The organism is Sphingobium sp. SG1 (genome assembly GCF_057063145.1).
This window is the reverse complement of record NZ_JBVVOJ010000007.1, coordinates 42,708-59,376: the sequence shown is the minus strand read 5'-3', so window position 1 is coordinate 59,376 and position 16,669 is coordinate 42,708. Positions and strand designations below refer to the sequence as shown.

Genomic DNA, 16,669 nt, shown 5'->3' with positions numbered 1-16,669 from the left:
CCTCCCTGCCATTTCCGGCCGGCGCCACGCAATGAAAAAGGGTCCGGTGCGGTGTCGCACCGGACCCAGTGTCCTGAAGGCCAGTTCAGGAGGCTGTCACCAGAAGAAGTTGCGGATCACATCGACGACATAGCCGTCGCGGATATCGACCAGCAGCGCATCGTCATAATAGCGGATCCAGCGCATCGTGCCGTAGGCCGGCGGCAGGCGGTAATAATAGGGATCGTTCAGCCAGTAATTGCTGCCATAGAGCGGACCCGACAGGAACACGCCGATCGAGAAGCTGCGATAGCCATAATTCCAGCCCGACGGCGCATAATAGCGGCCCATGCGATAGCGGTCGCCATAGCGGCTGCGATAGCCATACCAGTCATAGCGCCGGTCCTGGCGCCAGCCATTGTCCCAGCGGCGCTGGTCGGCCCAACGGGTGCGATCGTCATAGCGGCGGCCACCATTGTTCCAGTTGCCGGGATAGCCGGGACGATCGCCGCGCCGGTCATTGTCGCTCCACCGCCGATCGTCGGGGCGACCATCGCGATTGCGATCATTCCAGTCACGGCCGTTGCGATCCCGGTCGTTCCCGTCGCGATTGCGGTCCCAGACCTGCCGATTCCAGTCGGCGCGACTATCCGGTCGCGCGTCTACCCTGCGCCCATCGCCGCGCCCATCGGGACGATCGGTCGGCTGCATGCCGGGGTTCGGATTGCCGGGGCGCTGCCAATTGCCATTGGGGCGATCAGCGCGCTGATCGGGCCGCTGGTCCGGCCGGCTGACGCGCTCGGGGCCGCCTTGCCAGCGCTGTGCGGGCGCTGCCATTTGCGGGCGCCCGCCACGGTCACTACCGCCGCGATCGCCGCCACCCTGCCAGCGCGTGCTGCCTTGCGCGCCGCGCATGTCGCCGCCATTGTCGTTCCGCTGCGCATAGGCCGGTGCCACGCCGCTCAGCAGCGTCGCACCCATCAGGCCGGCCAGCATCCATTTCCTAAGCATCGTTCCGATTCCTCGTGCGGGAACCATCTGTTCCCTTCATGCCGCATCTCTACGCGGATGGCGATGTCGCGATGCTGAACTCTTCTGTCAGCGATTTGAAAGATTCTGTCCCGGAACAATGGACAATCTCGATCATTCCATCCATCCCACCATCTTGCATCGGAAAAGCCCGGTAAATGGGCTGTTCGGCGCAAAGCTGATCCAGATCAGTGCAGTGCCGACAAACAACCATTAGGACCAACGGGTGATAAGAACCGCCGATGCCGGCCGCATAAGACAGGCCCTGCGCGCCGCGACGATGGAGAGCCATCAACGGGTCGATGACCTGTTTTCCCATTTTTCGCTCGCTTCCGCGCCCGATTACCGGGCGTTCCTGCGTGCTCATGCCCGCGCGATCGCCGCGCTGGAGCCGGTCGCCCAGCCCGATTCGCCGCGCCTCGCGCTGATGGCGCAGGATCTGGCGGCCTTGGGGGAGGCTATGCCTGCGCCGCTGTCGATGCCGTCCACGGGCGGCGACGGCTTCCGCTGGGGCCTGCTCTATGCGCTCGAAGGATCGCGTCTGGGCGGCGCGATGCTCGCGCGCCAGGTCGCCCAGGATCTGCCCCGCACCTATCTTTCCGCCGTTCATGGCAAGGGCGGCTGGGTCGCCTTCCAGCAGCAACTCGATGACGCAGCGGCTAAGGGCGATCAGGACTGGCTGGACGATGCGATCGCTGGCGCCCGGACGGCCTTCACCCTGTTCGAAGCCGGCGCGCGCGCCGAGCGGGAGGTCGCCTGTGACTGATGTGACCAGCCCGGAAGCCCAGGGCTTTACCGTCGACATCAATAATTGCGATCGCGAGCCGATCCATGTGCTTGGCACGGTCCAGCCGTTCGGCTTTCTTGTCGCCCTGACGGCCGACTGGCTGGTGTCGCGCGTCTCGACCAACAGCGCCGACCATATCGGCCTGGCGCCGGACGAGATGCTGGGCCAGCCGATCAGCGCGCTCTTCTCCGCCGATGCGATCCACACGCTGCGCAACCGCATCACCCTGCTGCGTGGCCCCGATTCGGTGGAGCGTGTCTTCTCGCTGCCGCTGGTGGAGGGCGGTGCGCCCTTCGACGTGGCCGTCCATTTCTCCGGCCAACTGGTGGTGATCGAGGCGGAACCCGCCGTGCCCGACGAGATGGAGGCCAGTTCCATGGTCCGCTCGATGGTTGCGCGGCTGGCGCAGGCGGACAGCATGACCGCCTTCCTGCGCGATGGCGCGCGCCAGGTCCGGGCGCTCACCGGCTTCGACCGGGTGATGGTCTATCGCTTTGCCGACAATGGCGATGGCGAGGTGGTTGCGGAGGCGCTGCGTCCCGGCATCGACAGCTTCTTCGGCCTGCATTATCCGGCCTCCGACATCCCGGCGCAGGCGCGCGCGCTCTACATGCGCAACATCTTCCGGGTGATCGCCGACATCAATGCGCCGCCGGTGCCGGTCATCCCGGCGCTCGATCCCGCCGGCGCCGCGCTCGACATGTCGCTCTGCGTCACCCGCGCGGTGTCGCCGATCCATATCGAATATCTGCGCAACATGGGGGTGGGGGCCTCGCTCTCCATCTCGATCATCGTCGATGGCAAGCTGTGGGGCCTGTTCGCCTGTCATCATTATGCGCCGCGCCTGCCCAGCTTCGCGCAGCGCAGCGCCGCCGAACTGTTCGGCCAGATCTTCTCGATGATGCTGGAAGGGCGCGAGCGGGCAGAGACTGCCAGCTATGAGGGCAAGGCGCGTCAGGTCGCCGACCGGCTGCTCTCCGCCGTCGCGCAGGATCATGACCTGATGTCCAACGCCCGCTGGCTGGGTGACATCATCTTTGACACGATTCCCGCCGATGGCGTGGGCATCTATATCGACGGGCAGATGACCCTGTCGGGCCTGACCCCGGACGAGCCGTCCTTCGCCGCGATCGTTTCGATGCTCAACCGCACCGCCGCCAGCCAGGTCTATACCACCGACAGCATCGCCCGCATCATGCCGGAAGCGCTGGCCCATGCCGATCGCGCCGCCGGCCTGCTCGCCATTCCGATCTCGCGCCGGCCGCGCGACTATGTCGTGCTGTTCCGTGCCGAACAGCTGCGTTCGGTCCGCTGGGCCGGCAAGCAGGACAAGCATATCGAATATGGCCCCAACGGCCCGCGCCTGACCCCGCGCAAGAGTTTCGAGGAATGGTCGGAACTGGTGAAGGGCACGGCCGTCGCCTTCATGCCGGCCGAACTGCGTGTCGCCGAAGCGCTGCGCACGGCGCTGCTCGAAGTGATCCTGCGCCTGTCCGATTCCGCTGACGAGGAACGGCAACGCGCGCATGAAAAGCAGGAATTGCTGATCGCGGAACTCAACCACCGCGTCCGCAATATTCTCGCGCTGATCCGTGGTCTGATTTCCCAGACCCGCGACAGCGCCATGTCGGTCGATCAGTTCATCGGCACGCTGGAAAGCCGCGTCCATGCGCTGGCCCGCGCCCATGACCAGATCACCGCCGATCGCTGGGCGCCCGCGCGCCTCTATGACCTGATCGAGGTGGAGGCTGGCGCCTATCTCGGCGACCGGCGTGACCGGGTGAAGCTGACCGGTCCCAATGTGCTGCTGACCCCCGCCGCCTTCACCGTGCTGGCGCTCGTCATTCACGAACTGCTGACCAATGCCGCCAAATATGGCGCACTGTCCGACAATGGATCGGTGGCGATCGACTGGCATGTCGATGCCGAGGGCAGCCTGCTGCTCCACTGGCTGGAAAGCGGCGGCCCGGCGGTCGTCGCGCCCTCGCGCCGGGGCTTCGGCTCGACCGTGATCGAGCGTTCCATTCCCTATGATCTGGATGGACGGGCGGAGGTCAATTATCGGCTGGCAGGGCTGGAGGCGCGCTTCTGCATTCCCTCCGCCCATGTCGCCTCGATCCTGCCCGACGTGGCCGGCACCGATCGCGCCAAGCCGGCGCCCGCTCCCTCGCCGCATCTGCTCAAGGGGCGACAGATTTTGCTGGTCGAGGATAATATGATCATCGCCATGGATGGCGAGGATGCGCTGCGCGACCTCGGCGCGCAGGTGGTCACCGCCGCCAGCATCGGCCGCGCGCATGAGGCGATCACGCTCCATCCGGTCGACCTGGCCGTGCTCGACTTCAATCTGGGCAATGAAACCAGCCTGCCGATCGCCGACATGCTGGCGGAACGCGGCGTGCCCTTCCTGTTCGCCACCGGCTATGGTGACGGGCTAGACCTGCCGGATCGTTTCAGCGACGTCATCCTGCTCAAGAAACCCTATTCGGGCGCGACCCTGGCCCAGGCGATCGCCCCGATGCTGGCCAGGGGCTGACGGGAAACAGTCGGTTTCCGCCTGGCGCGTTGCGCGATCGGCGCCGACATCCGATCTAGGCGGGCATGAAACAGCCTGCCTTGTTCATCCCCCACGGCGGTGGTCCCTGCTTCTTCATGGACCCCGCCGATCCCCAGCACCCGCATAGCGACGCCATGTGGCAGCCGATGCAGGATTATCTCGCCGGCCTGATCGCCGACCTGCCGGAACGGCCGCGCGCGATCCTGCTGGTGTCGGGTCATTGGGAAACGCCCGGCTTCACGGTCCATGACGGCGCCCGGCCGTCCTTGCTGTTCGACTATTTCGGCTTCCCGCCGCATACCTATCAGTTGCGCTGGGACGCGCCGGGCGCGCCAGCGCTGGCCGATCGCGCGGCCGAGCTACTCGAACAGGCGGGCTTTCCCACAGCGCGCGGATCCGAACGGGGCTGGGACCATGGTGTCTTCATCCCGATGAAGGTTGCGCTGCCCGATGCCGACATTCCGGTCGCCCAACTGTCCTTGCGCCGCGATCTCGATCCGGCCGCCCATATCGCTGCCGGTCGCGCACTGGCGCTCTTGCGCGACGAAGGCGTGCTGATCGTCGGATCGGGCATGAGCTTCCATAATCTGCGCGTGCGCGGCGCGATGGCGACGGCGCCCTCGCGCGAATGGGACGATGCGCTGCGCGATGCCGTGACCGATCCCGATCCGGCTCGCCGCGCGGCGCGCGTCGCCGCCTGGGATCATCTGCCCCATGCCCGCTTCGCCCATCCGCGCGAAGAGCATCTGCTGCCGCTGATGGTGGCGCTGGGGGCTGGCGGCGAGGATGCCGCCATCTGTGCCCATCGCAGCACGGTGCTGGGCTGGACGGTTTCCGGCTATCGCTTCGGCTGAATGTCGATTGGCCCTAGGGCTTGCGCAGCGCCGGCACGGTGCGCACCGCCTCGTCCGGCGTGATGCCGGGCGGCGGTGCGGCCTGGATCGGATTGTCGCCGGCCTGATCCTCGCCGCGCATGATCCGGCCGGCACGCTTGATCGCGCCGCGCAGCCGGGGATAGACGCCGCAGCGACAGATATTGGTGATCGCCGCATCGATCTCCGCATCGGTCGGGTCGTTGGTCCGCCGCAGCAATACCGACGCCGCCATGATGATGCCGGACATGCAGTAACCGCATTGGGAGACATTCTCGGCCGCGAACGCCTGTTGCAGCGGATGGCCGCGATCGGGCGACAGCGCCTCGATCGTGGTCACGAACCGGCCTTCGGTCTTGCCGATCGTCACCTGGCAGGACCGCACGGCCTCGCCATCGATATCCACGGTGCAGGCGCCGCAATCGCCGGTGCCGCAGCCATATTTGGTTCCCGTCAGGTTCGACGCGTCGCGCAGCGCCCACAGCAGAGGCGTCTCCGGGTCCATCCGATATTGCACCGGCCGGTCGTTGACGGTGAAGCGCGTCATGCCGCCTCTTCCTCCTCCACCTTGTGGTAGAGCACCTCGTTGCGGATATGGATGGTACGCGACGCCAGGCGGATTTCCTGGATGAAGGTGCCGAACGCGGCGGCCTGCAGCACCATCGCTAGGCTGAACAGGATCGCCACCGGCGTACCCAGATGGGCGTTGAACAGATTGCCCGCGAACAGCAGGATGACGACCAGACAGACCGCGCAGGCCGATGCCACCGACAGGAAGATCGCGCCATTGACCACGCTCATGCGCCGGTCGAGCACGCGGATCTCGCTCACCATCCGGTCATGCTCCTTGCCGCGCGTGCTCAGCACCCATTCCTCGACCGCACGGGCGCGATCGATGATGCGGGCCAGCCGGCTGACGCAGACATTCAGGAACGCGCCGATACCGGCGAGCAAGAAGACGGGGGCAAGCGCCAACTGGATCGTCTGGGCGACCTGGCTGACCTGCGGAAGGGGGATCATTGTCATTTCCTTCTCCCTATCAACCAGTGGACAAGGACAAAAGTGGCGATGCCTGCGAGAGGTGTAAGGATCAGGATGATCGCTGCCTGTCGTTTCCCGGCTGCGCATTGGGTGTCACCGGCATCAATATGACAATCGCCAATGACGAGCGCTACGAAGAGGACGAGCAATGCGCACATGACGGGCAATGCTGCGATACAGCCGCAGCGTCCGCCCGTCATGTCAGGTCTATAGGTCAGGCAGCGCCCTTGGACGAGGGCGTGTTGACGCCCATCGACTTGAGATATTGCTTGATGTTGCGCGCCGCCTGGCGGAGCCGCTGCTCATTCTCGACCATGGCGATGCGGACATAGCCTTCGCCATCCTCGCCATAGCCCACGCCCGGCGCGACCGCGACCTTGGCATGGGTCAGCAACTGCTTGGAAAATTCCAGGCTCCCCATGTCCTTGAGCGCCGGCGGCAGCGGTGCCCAGGCGAACATCGACGCGCGCGGCGCGGGAATATCCCATCCTGCGCGCGAGAAGCTCTCGACCATCACGTCGCGGCGCTTGTGATAGAGTTCGCGATTCTTGGCGACGATCTCCTGCGGGCCGTTGAGCGCGGCGCAGGCGGCCGCCTGGATCGGCGTGAAGGCGCCATAGTCGAGATAGGATTTCACCCGGCTCATCGCCGCGATCAGTTGCTTGTTGCCGACCGCAAAGCCGATGCGCCAGCCGGCCATCGAATAGGTCTTGGACAGGGATGTGAACTCGATCGCGACATCCTTGGCGCCCGGCACCTGCAGGATGGAAGGCGTCGGATTGCCGTCATAATAAAGCTCGGAATAGGCAAGGTCGCTCAGCACCCAGACTTTGTTCTCCTTCGCCCAGGCGACGAGCCGCTCGTAGAAGGCCAGGTCCACCGTCTCGGCCGTCGGGTTGGACGGATAATTGACCACCAGGATCGACGGGCGCGGCACGGTGAAGGCCATGGCGCGGTCGAGCGCGCGGAAATAATTCTCGTCCGGCGTTGTCGGCACCGATCGGATGGTGGCCCCTGCGATGATGAAGCCGAACATGTGGATCGGGTAGCTGGGGTTGGGGGCCAGCACCACGTCGCCCGGCGCGGTGATCGCGGTGGCGAGGCTCGCAAGCCCTTCCTTCGACCCCATGGTCACGACGACCTCGGTTTCCGGGTCGACATCGACGCCAAAGCGGCGGCCATAATAATTGGCCTGCGCCTTGCGCAGGCCTGGAATCCCCTTGGACTGGGAATAGCCATGGGCGTCCGGCTTGCTGGCAACTTCGACCAGCTTGGCGATGACATGATCGGGCGGCGGCAGGTCGGGATTGCCCATGCCCAGGTCGATAATGTCCTCTCCCGCGGCGCGGGCTGCGGCTCGCATCGCGTTCACTTCGGCGATGACATAGGGCGGCAGGCGCTTCATGCGGTAGAATTCTTCGGACATTATAGGGGCTTTCCTGAAAGCTCTCGGTAAGGAATAGTGCGTGGCACGCATTCGGCGTGTCACAATCTGGCTATAACCCGCCAGGCTGCGGCGCGCCAGTGAAAGCGGCTGATATCGGCAATGCCAGGAGGAGGAAGGTGGCCATGGAAACGCAGGATGTCCTGGAGCCCCATCTCCCGACCCTGGCGGAGATGCAGAAATGGACCCAGGTGCTGGGCCGCGCGCAGCAATTGATGCTGGAGCAGGCGGCGGGCGCGACCGGCCGGGTGCTGCCCTTCGATCCCGAAACCGTCGCCCGCATCCAGACCAGCTTTGCCGATGAAGGGCTGGCGCTGTGGCAGCGCTTCCTCGATTCCGGCGGCCTGCTGCGCGACCAGCCCGATCCGCCGCCGGCCGACAGCCCGGCTGCGCGCAAGGACCGGCGCTTTGCCGATCCGGCCTGGACGACCCATCCCTTTTACGACCTGATCCGGCAAAGCTATCTGCTGATCTCCGATTATCTGATGAACCTGGCCGATGCGGTCGACGGCGTCGATCCCAAGGCGAAGGCCAAGCTGCGCTTCGCCACCACCGGCATGCTCGACGCGATGGCGCCGTCCAACTTCCCGCTGATGAATCCGACGGTCGTGGAAAAGACGATCCAGAGCGGCGGCGAGAATCTGGTGAAGGGCCTCCAGCATATGCTGGCCGACATGGAGAAGGGCCAGCTTACCCATACCGACGGCACCCAGTTCGAACTGGGGCGCAACATCGCCGCGACGCCGGGCAAGGTGGTCCACGAAACCCCGCTCTACCAGCTCATCCATTATGCGCCCTCGACGCCCAAGGTGCTGGCGACGCCGCTGATCATCTTCCCGCCCTGGATCAATCGTTTCTACATTCTCGATCTCTCGCCGGAGAAGAGCTTCGTCAAATGGGCGGTGGATCAGGGGATCAGCGTCTTCCTCGTCTCGTGGAAATCGGCCGACGCCTCGATGAAGGACATGGTGTGGGACGATTATATCCTCAATGGCCAGGTCGACGCGATCGATACGGTGCGCGACCTGCTGAACGTGCCGAGCGTCCATACCATCGGCTATTGCGTGGCCGGCACGACGCTGGCCGCCACGCTGGCGCTGCTGGCGGCGCGCGGCGAGGCCGACAAGGTGGCGAGCGCGACCTTCTTCACCGCCCAAGTGGATTTCAGCGCGGCCGGTGATCTCACCCTGTTCGTCGATGACGAGCAGATGAAGCTGGTTGACCGTCTCTCCTCCAGCGGCTTTCTCGACGGGCGCTACATGGCCGCGACCTTCAACCTGCTGCGCGGGCGCGACCTCATCTGGAACTATGTCGTTAACAACTACCTGCTCGGCATGGACTATCCGCCCTTCGACCTGCTCTACTGGAATGGCGACACGACCAACCTGCCGGCGCGCTGGCATCGCGACTATCTGACCCAGCTCTATCGCGACAATATGCTGGTGGTGCCCGGCGCGATCAGCGTCGCGGGCACGCCGATCGACCTGAGGCAAATCCACACCCCCGCCTATGTCCAGGCCGGTAAGGAAGACCATATCGCCCCGCTAGAAAGCGTGTGGAAACTGACCGAGCATCTCGCCGGGCCGGTACGCTTCCTGCTGGCAGGCTCGGGCCATATCGCCGGCGTCATCAACCCGCCGGTCGCCCAGAAATATCAATATTGGACCGCCGACGCGCCGCAGCCGACGCTGGATGATTTTGTTGCGGCTGCGCGCGAGACCAAGGGCAGCTGGTGGCCCGACTGGGCCGAATGGCTGCGCGGCATCGATTCGCGCGAGGTGGCTGTCCGCGGCGCGCGCAAGCCGGGCGGCGGCAAGCTTCGGGCAATAGAAGATGCGCCCGGACGTTACGTAAAAGCCCGGTAGAGGCGCGGATTTCAGCCATTCCCCATTGGCCGCCGATCAGTGCCAAGCCATCAATATGTCTGATTTGTTGCACTGCACAATGGGCTTGTAATCCTTTGGGATAAGGCTTATTGTGCAGTGCAACAAACGGAGGATGGTCGATGGCCGTTACCCCTAAGTCTGCGCGTGCCAAGCCGGTCGCGAAAAGCGGTTCCGCAACCTTGTCTGCCAGTGAGGCACTCAAGGCGGCTGAGTCCGCCCTGGGTGAGAAGCCCGCGCCCAAAAAGCCTGCCCCGCGCAAACCCGTCGCCAAGGCTGCTCCGGCAAAGGCGCCCGCGCCCAAGCCGGTAGCAAAGAAGCCGGCGTCGGTCGCTGCTGCTAAAGCCCCTGCTGCGGAACCGGCACCCGTTGCCGATCCGGTGGCGGTGGTCGCGGCGACGACGGCGGTGGATGCCGCACCCGAACCGATTGTTGAAGATGTTGAGGCGGTAGTGGCTCCGGAGCCTGTGTCCGCCCCGAAGACCAAAGCGAAGACGCTGCCTGCCACGGAAGGAACATTGATCATGAACGACATCCTCGAAACCGGTAAGAAGTTCGCCGAAGATACCAAGGCCAAGATGGAAACGGCCTATGCCGACCTGAACGAGAAGGCGAAGGCCGGTGTCGAAAAGTCGACCAAGGCGATGGAAGAGCTGAGCGATATCGCCAAGGGCAATGTCGAAGCGCTGGTGGAATCGGGCAAGATCGCGGCCAAGGGCTTCGAGACGCTGGGCCAGGAAGCCGTCGACTACAGCCGCAAGAGCTTCGAGAAGGCGACCGCCTCGATCAAGAGCTTCTCGACCGCCAAGACCCCGACCGAATTCTTCCAGTTGCAGAGCCAGTTCCTGTCGAGCAGCTTCGACGAGTTCACCAAGGAAGCCGCCAAGAGCAGCGAAGCCTTCATGAAGCTGGCCGGCGACATCAGCCAGCCGCTGACCGCGCGCGTGACCCTGGTCACCGACAAGGTGAAGTCGCTCGCCGCCTGAGGCGGGCTGATTTTACAGCCGAATTTCCGGGCCGATATCCGGCCGGGATGACGAACAAGGGCGGTGCTCCGGTCGGAGCATCGCCTTTTTTCTCGCCGGGGAAACGTGGTTACGCAGCGATGGCATGCGGTCGGCCCCCTTGCCTTGGCAGGACAAATCGCCATATTCTTCTGCATCATGAACCATCTCTTCAACGCATCGGCAGGCGCGCCCTTCAGGGCCGGTCCGGATCAGGACGATACGGGCGACAATGACCCGAACATCGGCGTCGCCACGCGTACCCGCACCCGCACCAAGAAGCCGTCGCTCTACAAGGTGCTGATGCTGAACGACGATTACACCCCGATGGAGTTCGTTGTGCATGTCCTCCAGCATTTCTTCCGCATGGATATGGAGGAAGCGACACGGGTGATGCTGCACGTCCATCAGCGCGGCGTCGGCGTGTGCGGCATCTTCAGCTATGAAGTGGCCGAGACCAAGGTGAACCAGGTGATGGATTTCGCCCGGCAGAACCAGCATCCGCTGCAATGCACGCTGGAAAAGGCCTGATATCATCGGGGAAGGGCGCGCCTTTAACCATTTCTTGGTCAGTGTAGCGCCTCTATTTCAATCAATTACATGATTGAAATACAATGTTTTTTCAGACTTATTCGGCATGAATGGTCCCGCTAAACGAAGTGGGGACTTCCAGCATGACGACTATCAGCAGTTACAACAACATGACCATGCCGCCATCGCCGCGCATGTCGATGACCAATCGCATCGACGCCGCGGTGGAGGCCGGCTCCATCTCGGAAACGGATGGCGACGCGCTCGAAACCGCGCTCGATTCCATCGATTCCGCGCTCAGCAGCTCCGCCAGTTCGGGCAGTTCACGGCTCGATCCGTTTTCGATGAAGGACCGGATCGATTCCCTGATCGATGATCAGGTATCGGCCGGCACCCTGACCGAGGATCAGGCGGCGCAGTTGCAGAGCCTCTTTGCCCAGGGACCAAGCGGCGCGGGGGCGTCGTCCGATGGCGAAGACAATATGAGCATCGACGGCCTGGCCGCCATGGACGGGATGCAGGGGCCGCAGGGCATGCGCGGCCCACCGCCGCCGCGCCGGGTCGAGGACAGCAGCGATGACGACAGCGCGACCAGCGAGACGAGCGCGACCAGCGCCACCGATCAGTTGGATTCGATCATCGCCTTCCTCGAAAATCTCCGCTCCAGCCTCAGCCAGTCGCTCTATGGATCGACCAGCAGCGCCACGAGCAGCAGCAATAGCGGCCTGGTGGTCGACAGCCTCGCCTGACGACATGCCCTTCTGACGAGCGTGGGGGCTCGCAGACATCCGGCCGGCACCATGGGCTATCGTGCGTGGCGCTGGCCGGATGAATTTTCACGATCTTGCCTTCGTTAATATCGGGGGCAGCATTTTGCCGCTAGAAGGGCGGCGTGACGCAGGAGACGGCCCCTTTCATCCACGACCTTGCCGTGATCGGCGGCGGGGTGAACGGGTGCGGCATTGCGCGCGATGCGGCGGGGCGGGGTGCCAGCGTACTGCTGCTCGAACGCGGCGACCTGGCACAGGGCACTTCCTCGGCCTCGACCAAGCTCATCCATGGCGGGCTGCGCTATCTGGAGCATCGCGCCTTCGGCCTGGTCCGCGAATCCCTCACCGAACGGGAAAGGCTGTGGCGCATCGCGCCGCACATCATCCAGCCGATGCGCTTCGTCCTGCCCTGGGTCCAGGGGCTGCGCCCGCGCTGGCTGCTGCGCCTCGGCCTCTTCCTCTACGATCATATCGGTGGCCGCCGCGCCCTGCCGGCGACCGAGGCGATCGACCTGCGCCAGCATGTCGCCGGCGCGCCGCTGCGGGCGGGGTTCGGCCCCGCCTATGTCTATTCGGACGGCTGGGTCGACGACGCCCGGCTGGTCATCCTCAATGCCCGCGACGCCGCCGATCATGGCGCCGATATCCGCCCCCGCACGCAGGTGCTGCGGCTGGAACAGGCCGGCGATCATTGGCGCATCCATGCGCGCGATGCGGCCGGGCAGGCGCAGACCTTCCATGCGCGGGTCGTGGTCAATGCCACTGGTCCCGCCGTGCTCGACCTGCTGGACCGCGCCGATCGCCGCGCCGACCGGCTCATCCGGCTGGTGCGCGGATCGCATATCGTCGTGCCGCGCCTGTTCGATCATGGCATGGCCTATTTCTTCCAGCTGCCCGACGGCCGCATCTTCTTCGCCATCCCCTATCAGCATCTCTACACGCTGATCGGCACCACCGACCGCGATCATCAGGATGGCGTCGATCCGATTGAGGCGAGTGCCGAGGAAATCGCCTATCTGTGCGAGGGTGCGAACCGCTATTTCGCCCGGTCGATCAGCCCTGCCGATGTCGTCTGGTCCTTTGCCGGCGTCCGGCCGCTGATCGACGATGGATCGGCCCGGCCGGAATCGGCGACGCGCGGCTATCATCTCGATCTTGATCGGGAGGAGGGCGCGCCGCCACTGCTCAGCATCTATGGCGGCAAGATCACCACCTATCGCCATCTCGCGGCCGAGGCGATCGCCCTGCTGAAGCCGCTCGTGCCTGCGCTGGCGGGTGATGACTGGACGGCGGACGCGCCGCTGCCCGGCGGCGATTTCCCGATGACCGGCCTTGCCGATCTCGTCGCCGCGCTGGCCGGCGACTACCCCTTTCTCGATCTCGACACGGCCGAACGGATCGGCTGCGCCTATGGCACCCGTGCCCGCGACTGGCTGGGCGCGGCGCGCGACTGGTCGGACCTGGGCCGGGATTTCGGCCATGGCCTGACCGAAGCGGAACTCTGCTACCTGCTCGCGCGCGAATGGGCACAGACCAGCGAGGATATTCTCTGGCGCCGGACCAAATTGGGCCTGCGCTTCGATACTGCGCAACTGGCCGCGCTCGATGCCTGGCTTGAGGAGAGGGCATGACCGACCGCTATCTGCTGGTGCTGGACGAGGGGACGACCTCGACCCGCGCGATGCTCTATGCCCCCGACGGCCGCCGCATCGCGATGGCGCAGGCGGAACTGACCCAATATTATCCACAGCCCGGCTGGGTCGAGCATGATGCCGCCGAAATCTGGACCCGTACGCGCGATTGCGCCCGCCAGATGGTGGAACGGGCGGGCGGTGCGGACCGGATCGCCGCCATCGGCATCACCAACCAGCGCGAGACGGTGGTGGCCTGGGACCGGCGCACCGGCGAACCGCTGGCGCCCGCCATCGTCTGGCAGGACCGGCGCACGGCGGCGCAATGCACGGCGCTGCGCGAAGCCGGCCATGAAGCGATGCTGCAACAGCGTACCGGCCTTGTCGTCGATCCCTATTTTTCCGCCAGCAAGATGCGCTGGCTGATCGATAATGTCCCGGCCGTGGCACAGGCGGGGGACGCGCTGGCGCTCGGCACGATCGAAAGTTGGCTGGTATGGAAACTGACCGGTGGCCTGCATGTCAGCGACGCCAGCAATGCCAGCCGAACCCAGCTGGTGGCGCTCGATGGCACCGATTGGGATCCGGCCTTGTGCGACCTGTTCGGCGTGCCCCGCGCTGCGCTCCCCGAAATCGTCGACAATGCCGGCGCCTTTGGCGAAACGCTGGCAGAGCTGTTCGGCGGTGCCATCCCGATCCGCGGACTGGCGGGCGATCAGCAGGCGGCCAGCATCGGTCAGGCCTGCCTGACGCCCGGCGATGCTAAGGCGACCCTGGGCACCGGCGCCTTCATCCTCGCCAATATGGGCGCGCAGCTGCCGGCCTCGCGCCATCGCCTGCTCGGCACCCTGCTCTACCGGATCGGCGACCAGCGCATCTATGCGCTCGAAGGATCGATCTTCATTGCCGGCAATCTCATCAAATGGCTGCGCGATCAGCTCGGCCTGATCGGATCGGCGGCGGAGACGGAGGCGCTGGCCCGCTCCGTGACCGACAGCGGCGGCGTGCTGATGTTGCCGGCGCTGGCGGGGCTGGGCGCGCCGCACTGGCGGCCCGACGTGAACGGCGTCATCGCGGGGCTTACCCAGGGATCGACCCGCGCGCATATCGTCCGCGCCGCGCTTGAATCCCTCTCGCACCAATTGGCCGACCTCGCCACCGCTTTCGCAGCCGACGGCGCGCCTTGGCGCCAGCTGCGGATCGATGGCGGCATGAGCGCCAATGACTGGATCGCCCAGGATATCGCTGATATGCTCGATGTCAGTGTGGACCGTCCGGCGGATGTGGAAACCACGGCGCTGGGTGCGGCCATGCTGGCAGGGTTGGGGGCTGGATTGTTCCGCTCCCTGGACGAGGCCGCGACGATGGCAGGGAAGACGACTCGATTTGATCCGGCAATGCTGCCGCAGCCGCGTGATGCGCGACTGTCGGCATGGCACCGCCTGCGCGATCGGGCGCTGACCTCCTGACTTGGGCGATCTTCAGATTAACCGTAAAAATCGATCACCCAATCCGATTTAATCAGTTTTTCTGAAACTTCGCGGGGCCTTAGCCTGTTCTCATCCAAAGCTGAGGAGGACGATATGGTCGATAAGCCAGTGATGACGACGAGCGCGGGTGCGCCGATTGCCGATAACCAGAATAGTCTGAGCGCAGGCCCGCGCGGGCCGCTGCTGCTCCAGGATTATCAGCTGCTCGAAAAGCTGGCGCACCAGAATCGCGAACGCATCCCCGAACGTGTCGTCCATGCCAAGGGCTGGGGTGCCTATGGCACGCTGACCATCACCGGCGATATTTCCAAATATACCAAGGCCAAGGCACTGCAGCCGGGCGCGCAGACGCCGATGATCCTGCGCTTCTCGACCGTGGCGGGCGAACTGGGCGCGGCCGATGCCGAGCGCGACGTGCGCGGCTTCGCGATGAAATTCTATACGCCCGAAGGCAATTGGGATCTGGTCGGCAACAACACGCCGGTTTTCTTCGTGCGCGATCCGCTGAAATTCCCCGATTTCATCCACACGCAGAAGCGCCATCCGCGCACCAATCTGCGCTCGCCCACGGCGATGTGGGACTTCTGGTCCTTGAGCCCCGAATCGCTGCACCAGGTGACGATCCTGATGTCGGATCGCGGCCTGCCGACCGATGTGCGCCACATCAACGGCTATGGCAGCCACACTTTCAGCTTCATCAACGACGCCGGCGAGCGTTTCTGGGTGAAGTTCCACTTCAAGACGATGCAGGGCCACCGCCACTGGACCAATGAGGAAGCGGCGGATGTCGTCGGTCGCACCCGCGAATCCACGCAGGAGGATTTGTTCGAGGCGATCGAGAAGGGCGACTTCCCCAAATGGAAGATGCAGGTCCAGATCATGCCGGAACTGGATGCGGACAAGACGCCCTATAATCCATTCGACCTCACCAAGGTCTGGCCGCATGCCGATTATCCGCCGATCGACGTCGGCATGCTGGAGCTGAACCGCAACGCCGACAATTATTTCGCGGAGATCGAGCAGGCCGCCTTCTCGCCGTCCAACATCGTGCCGGGCATCGGCTTCTCGCCCGACAAGATGTTGCAGGCGCGCATCTTCTCCTATGCCGACGCGCACCGGCATCGGATCGGCACCCATTATGAAGCGCTGCCGGTCAATGCCCCCAAATGCCCGGTGCATCATTATCACAAGGACGGGGCGATGCGCTTCTTCCCGAACAATCCGAACCCGGCCGCCTATTATGAGCCCAACAGCTTTGGCGGGCCGGTCGAGGATCAGCGCTTCCTGGAGCCGCCGCTGAAGATTTCGGGCGATGCCGACCGCTATAATCATCGCGAAGGCAATGATGATTTCGGCCAGCCGCGCGCGCTGTTCAACCTGTTCGACGATGCGCAGAAGGCGCGGCTCTTCGCCAATATCGCCGCCGCCATGGGCGATATCCCGGACGAGATCGAGGAGCGCCAGTGCAAGCTCTTTGATCAGGTCCATCCCGACTATGGCGCCGGCGTGCGCCAGGCGCGGGCCACGATCAAGGATCGCAATCCGTCGATTTCGGCCCCAACCGATGCGCTGTTGGCTGACGCATCCAGTTGAATAGACTTGTAATATTGTAAAAACAGGCCCCGATGATGATCACCGGGGCCTGTTTTCA

The 16,669-nt window shown here is 64.6% G+C and carries 14 protein-coding genes; 10 read left to right on the top strand and 4 right to left on the bottom strand.

What is annotated here, in order from left to right:
• Nucleotides 1–96 precede the first annotated feature (96 nt).
• Nucleotides 97–990, bottom strand: coding sequence for an RcnB family protein (locus tag AC0KVN_RS16125; protein WP_435567282.1), 894 nt, complete (start codon nucleotides 988–990; stop codon nucleotides 97–99).
• Nucleotides 991–1,288: 298 nt separating this feature from the next.
• On the opposite strand from AC0KVN_RS16125, the gene AC0KVN_RS16120 reads away from it, so the two are divergent.
• The 3 genes from AC0KVN_RS16120 to AC0KVN_RS16110 all read left to right on the top strand — a co-directional run bounded on the left by AC0KVN_RS16120 (nucleotide 1,289) and on the right by AC0KVN_RS16110 (nucleotide 5,206).
• Nucleotides 1,289–1,774 (top strand): biliverdin-producing heme oxygenase, encoded by a 486-nt coding sequence (locus tag AC0KVN_RS16120; protein WP_435567322.1) that lies wholly within the window; start codon nucleotides 1,289–1,291, stop codon nucleotides 1,772–1,774.
• A complete protein-coding gene (locus tag AC0KVN_RS16115) occupies nucleotides 1,767–4,331 on the top strand; it encodes an HWE histidine kinase domain-containing protein (protein WP_483656210.1) in 2,565 nt (854 codons plus the stop codon). The genes AC0KVN_RS16120 and AC0KVN_RS16115 overlap by 8 nt, the downstream gene beginning before the upstream one ends.
• 65 nt (nucleotides 4,332–4,396) lie before the next feature.
• Nucleotides 4,397–5,206 (top strand): DODA-type extradiol aromatic ring-opening family dioxygenase, encoded by an 810-nt coding sequence (locus AC0KVN_RS16110; protein WP_483656209.1) that lies wholly within the window; start codon nucleotides 4,397–4,399, stop codon nucleotides 5,204–5,206.
• A gap of 13 nt (nucleotides 5,207–5,219) precedes the next feature.
• Here the strand turns inward: AC0KVN_RS16110 and AC0KVN_RS16105 are convergent, their stop codons facing one another.
• The 3 genes from AC0KVN_RS16105 to AC0KVN_RS16095 all read right to left on the bottom strand — a co-directional run bounded on the left by AC0KVN_RS16105 (nucleotide 5,220) and on the right by AC0KVN_RS16095 (nucleotide 7,691).
• Nucleotides 5,220–5,771, bottom strand: coding sequence for a (2Fe-2S)-binding protein (locus tag AC0KVN_RS16105; protein ID WP_037518613.1), 552 nt, complete (start codon nucleotides 5,769–5,771; stop codon nucleotides 5,220–5,222).
• Entirely contained in the window at nucleotides 5,768–6,244 is a 477-nt protein-coding gene (locus AC0KVN_RS16100) for a DUF2721 domain-containing protein (protein WP_037507334.1), read from the bottom strand. The genes AC0KVN_RS16105 and AC0KVN_RS16100 overlap by 4 nt, the downstream gene beginning before the upstream one ends.
• A gap of 235 nt (nucleotides 6,245–6,479) precedes the next feature.
• Nucleotides 6,480–7,691, bottom strand: coding sequence for an LL-diaminopimelate aminotransferase (locus tag AC0KVN_RS16095; protein ID WP_435567278.1), 1,212 nt, complete (start codon nucleotides 7,689–7,691; stop codon nucleotides 6,480–6,482).
• 143 nt (nucleotides 7,692–7,834) lie between these two features.
• Between AC0KVN_RS16095 and AC0KVN_RS16090 the strand changes: the two genes are divergently transcribed.
• The 7 genes from AC0KVN_RS16090 (at nucleotide 7,835) to AC0KVN_RS16060 (ending at nucleotide 16,611) form a co-directional block, all read left to right on the top strand.
• Nucleotides 7,835–9,574, top strand: coding sequence for a PHA/PHB synthase family protein (locus tag AC0KVN_RS16090; protein ID WP_435567321.1), 1,740 nt, complete (start codon nucleotides 7,835–7,837; stop codon nucleotides 9,572–9,574).
• A 140-nt stretch (nucleotides 9,575–9,714) separates the two neighbouring features.
• Nucleotides 9,715–10,578, top strand: coding sequence for a phasin family protein (locus tag AC0KVN_RS16085; RefSeq protein WP_125988095.1), 864 nt, complete (start codon nucleotides 9,715–9,717; stop codon nucleotides 10,576–10,578).
• 177 nt (nucleotides 10,579–10,755) lie between these two features.
• A complete protein-coding gene (gene clpS, locus AC0KVN_RS16080) occupies nucleotides 10,756–11,127 on the top strand; it encodes an ATP-dependent Clp protease adapter ClpS (RefSeq protein WP_004209974.1) in 372 nt (123 codons plus the stop codon).
• A 143-nt stretch (nucleotides 11,128–11,270) separates the two neighbouring features.
• On the top strand, nucleotides 11,271–11,876 hold the full coding sequence (locus AC0KVN_RS16075) for a hypothetical protein (RefSeq protein ID WP_435567277.1): 606 nt from the start codon (nucleotides 11,271–11,273) through the stop codon (nucleotides 11,874–11,876).
• Between the two features lie 143 nt (nucleotides 11,877–12,019).
• Nucleotides 12,020–13,528, top strand: coding sequence for a glycerol-3-phosphate dehydrogenase (locus tag AC0KVN_RS16070; protein ID WP_435567276.1), 1,509 nt, complete (start codon nucleotides 12,020–12,022; stop codon nucleotides 13,526–13,528).
• A complete protein-coding gene (locus AC0KVN_RS16065; protein ID WP_435567275.1) occupies nucleotides 13,525–14,997 on the top strand; it encodes an FGGY family carbohydrate kinase in 1,473 nt (490 codons plus the stop codon). The genes AC0KVN_RS16070 and AC0KVN_RS16065 overlap by 4 nt, the downstream gene beginning before the upstream one ends.
• 114 nt (nucleotides 14,998–15,111) lie before the next feature.
• Nucleotides 15,112–16,611 carry a catalase gene (locus AC0KVN_RS16060; protein ID WP_435567274.1) on the top strand — a complete coding sequence of 500 codons (1,500 nt, stop codon included), beginning with the start codon at nucleotides 15,112–15,114 and terminating at the stop codon, nucleotides 16,609–16,611.
• The last annotated feature ends 58 nt before the right edge of the window (nucleotides 16,612–16,669 follow it).

What these genes read in the sequence shown, in the direction of transcription:
- AC0KVN_RS16125 (WP_435567282.1), bottom strand. Translation starts at nt 990, where the DNA reads ATGCTTAGGAAATGGATGCTGGCCGGCCTGATGGGTGCGACGCTGCTG.
- AC0KVN_RS16095 (WP_435567278.1), bottom strand. Translation starts at nt 7,691, where the DNA reads ATGTCCGAAGAATTCTACCGCATGAAGCGCCTGCCGCCCTATGTCATC.
- AC0KVN_RS16120 (WP_435567322.1), top strand. Translation starts at nt 1,289, where the DNA reads ATGGAGAGCCATCAACGGGTCGATGACCTGTTTTCCCATTTTTCGCTC.
- AC0KVN_RS16075 (WP_435567277.1), top strand. Translation starts at nt 11,271, where the DNA reads ATGACGACTATCAGCAGTTACAACAACATGACCATGCCGCCATCGCCG.
- AC0KVN_RS16085 (WP_125988095.1), top strand. Translation starts at nt 9,715, where the DNA reads ATGGCCGTTACCCCTAAGTCTGCGCGTGCCAAGCCGGTCGCGAAAAGC.
- AC0KVN_RS16110 (WP_483656209.1), top strand. Translation starts at nt 4,397, where the DNA reads ATGAAACAGCCTGCCTTGTTCATCCCCCACGGCGGTGGTCCCTGCTTC.
- AC0KVN_RS16090 (WP_435567321.1), top strand. Translation starts at nt 7,835, where the DNA reads ATGGAAACGCAGGATGTCCTGGAGCCCCATCTCCCGACCCTGGCGGAG.
- AC0KVN_RS16065 (WP_435567275.1), top strand. Translation starts at nt 13,525, where the DNA reads ATGACCGACCGCTATCTGCTGGTGCTGGACGAGGGGACGACCTCGACC.
- AC0KVN_RS16060 (WP_435567274.1), top strand. Translation starts at nt 15,112, where the DNA reads ATGGTCGATAAGCCAGTGATGACGACGAGCGCGGGTGCGCCGATTGCC.
- AC0KVN_RS16100 (WP_037507334.1), bottom strand. Translation starts at nt 6,244, where the DNA reads ATGATCCCCCTTCCGCAGGTCAGCCAGGTCGCCCAGACGATCCAGTTG.
- AC0KVN_RS16105 (WP_037518613.1), bottom strand. Translation starts at nt 5,771, where the DNA reads ATGACGCGCTTCACCGTCAACGACCGGCCGGTGCAATATCGGATGGAC.
- clpS (WP_004209974.1), top strand. Translation starts at nt 10,756, where the DNA reads ATGAACCATCTCTTCAACGCATCGGCAGGCGCGCCCTTCAGGGCCGGT.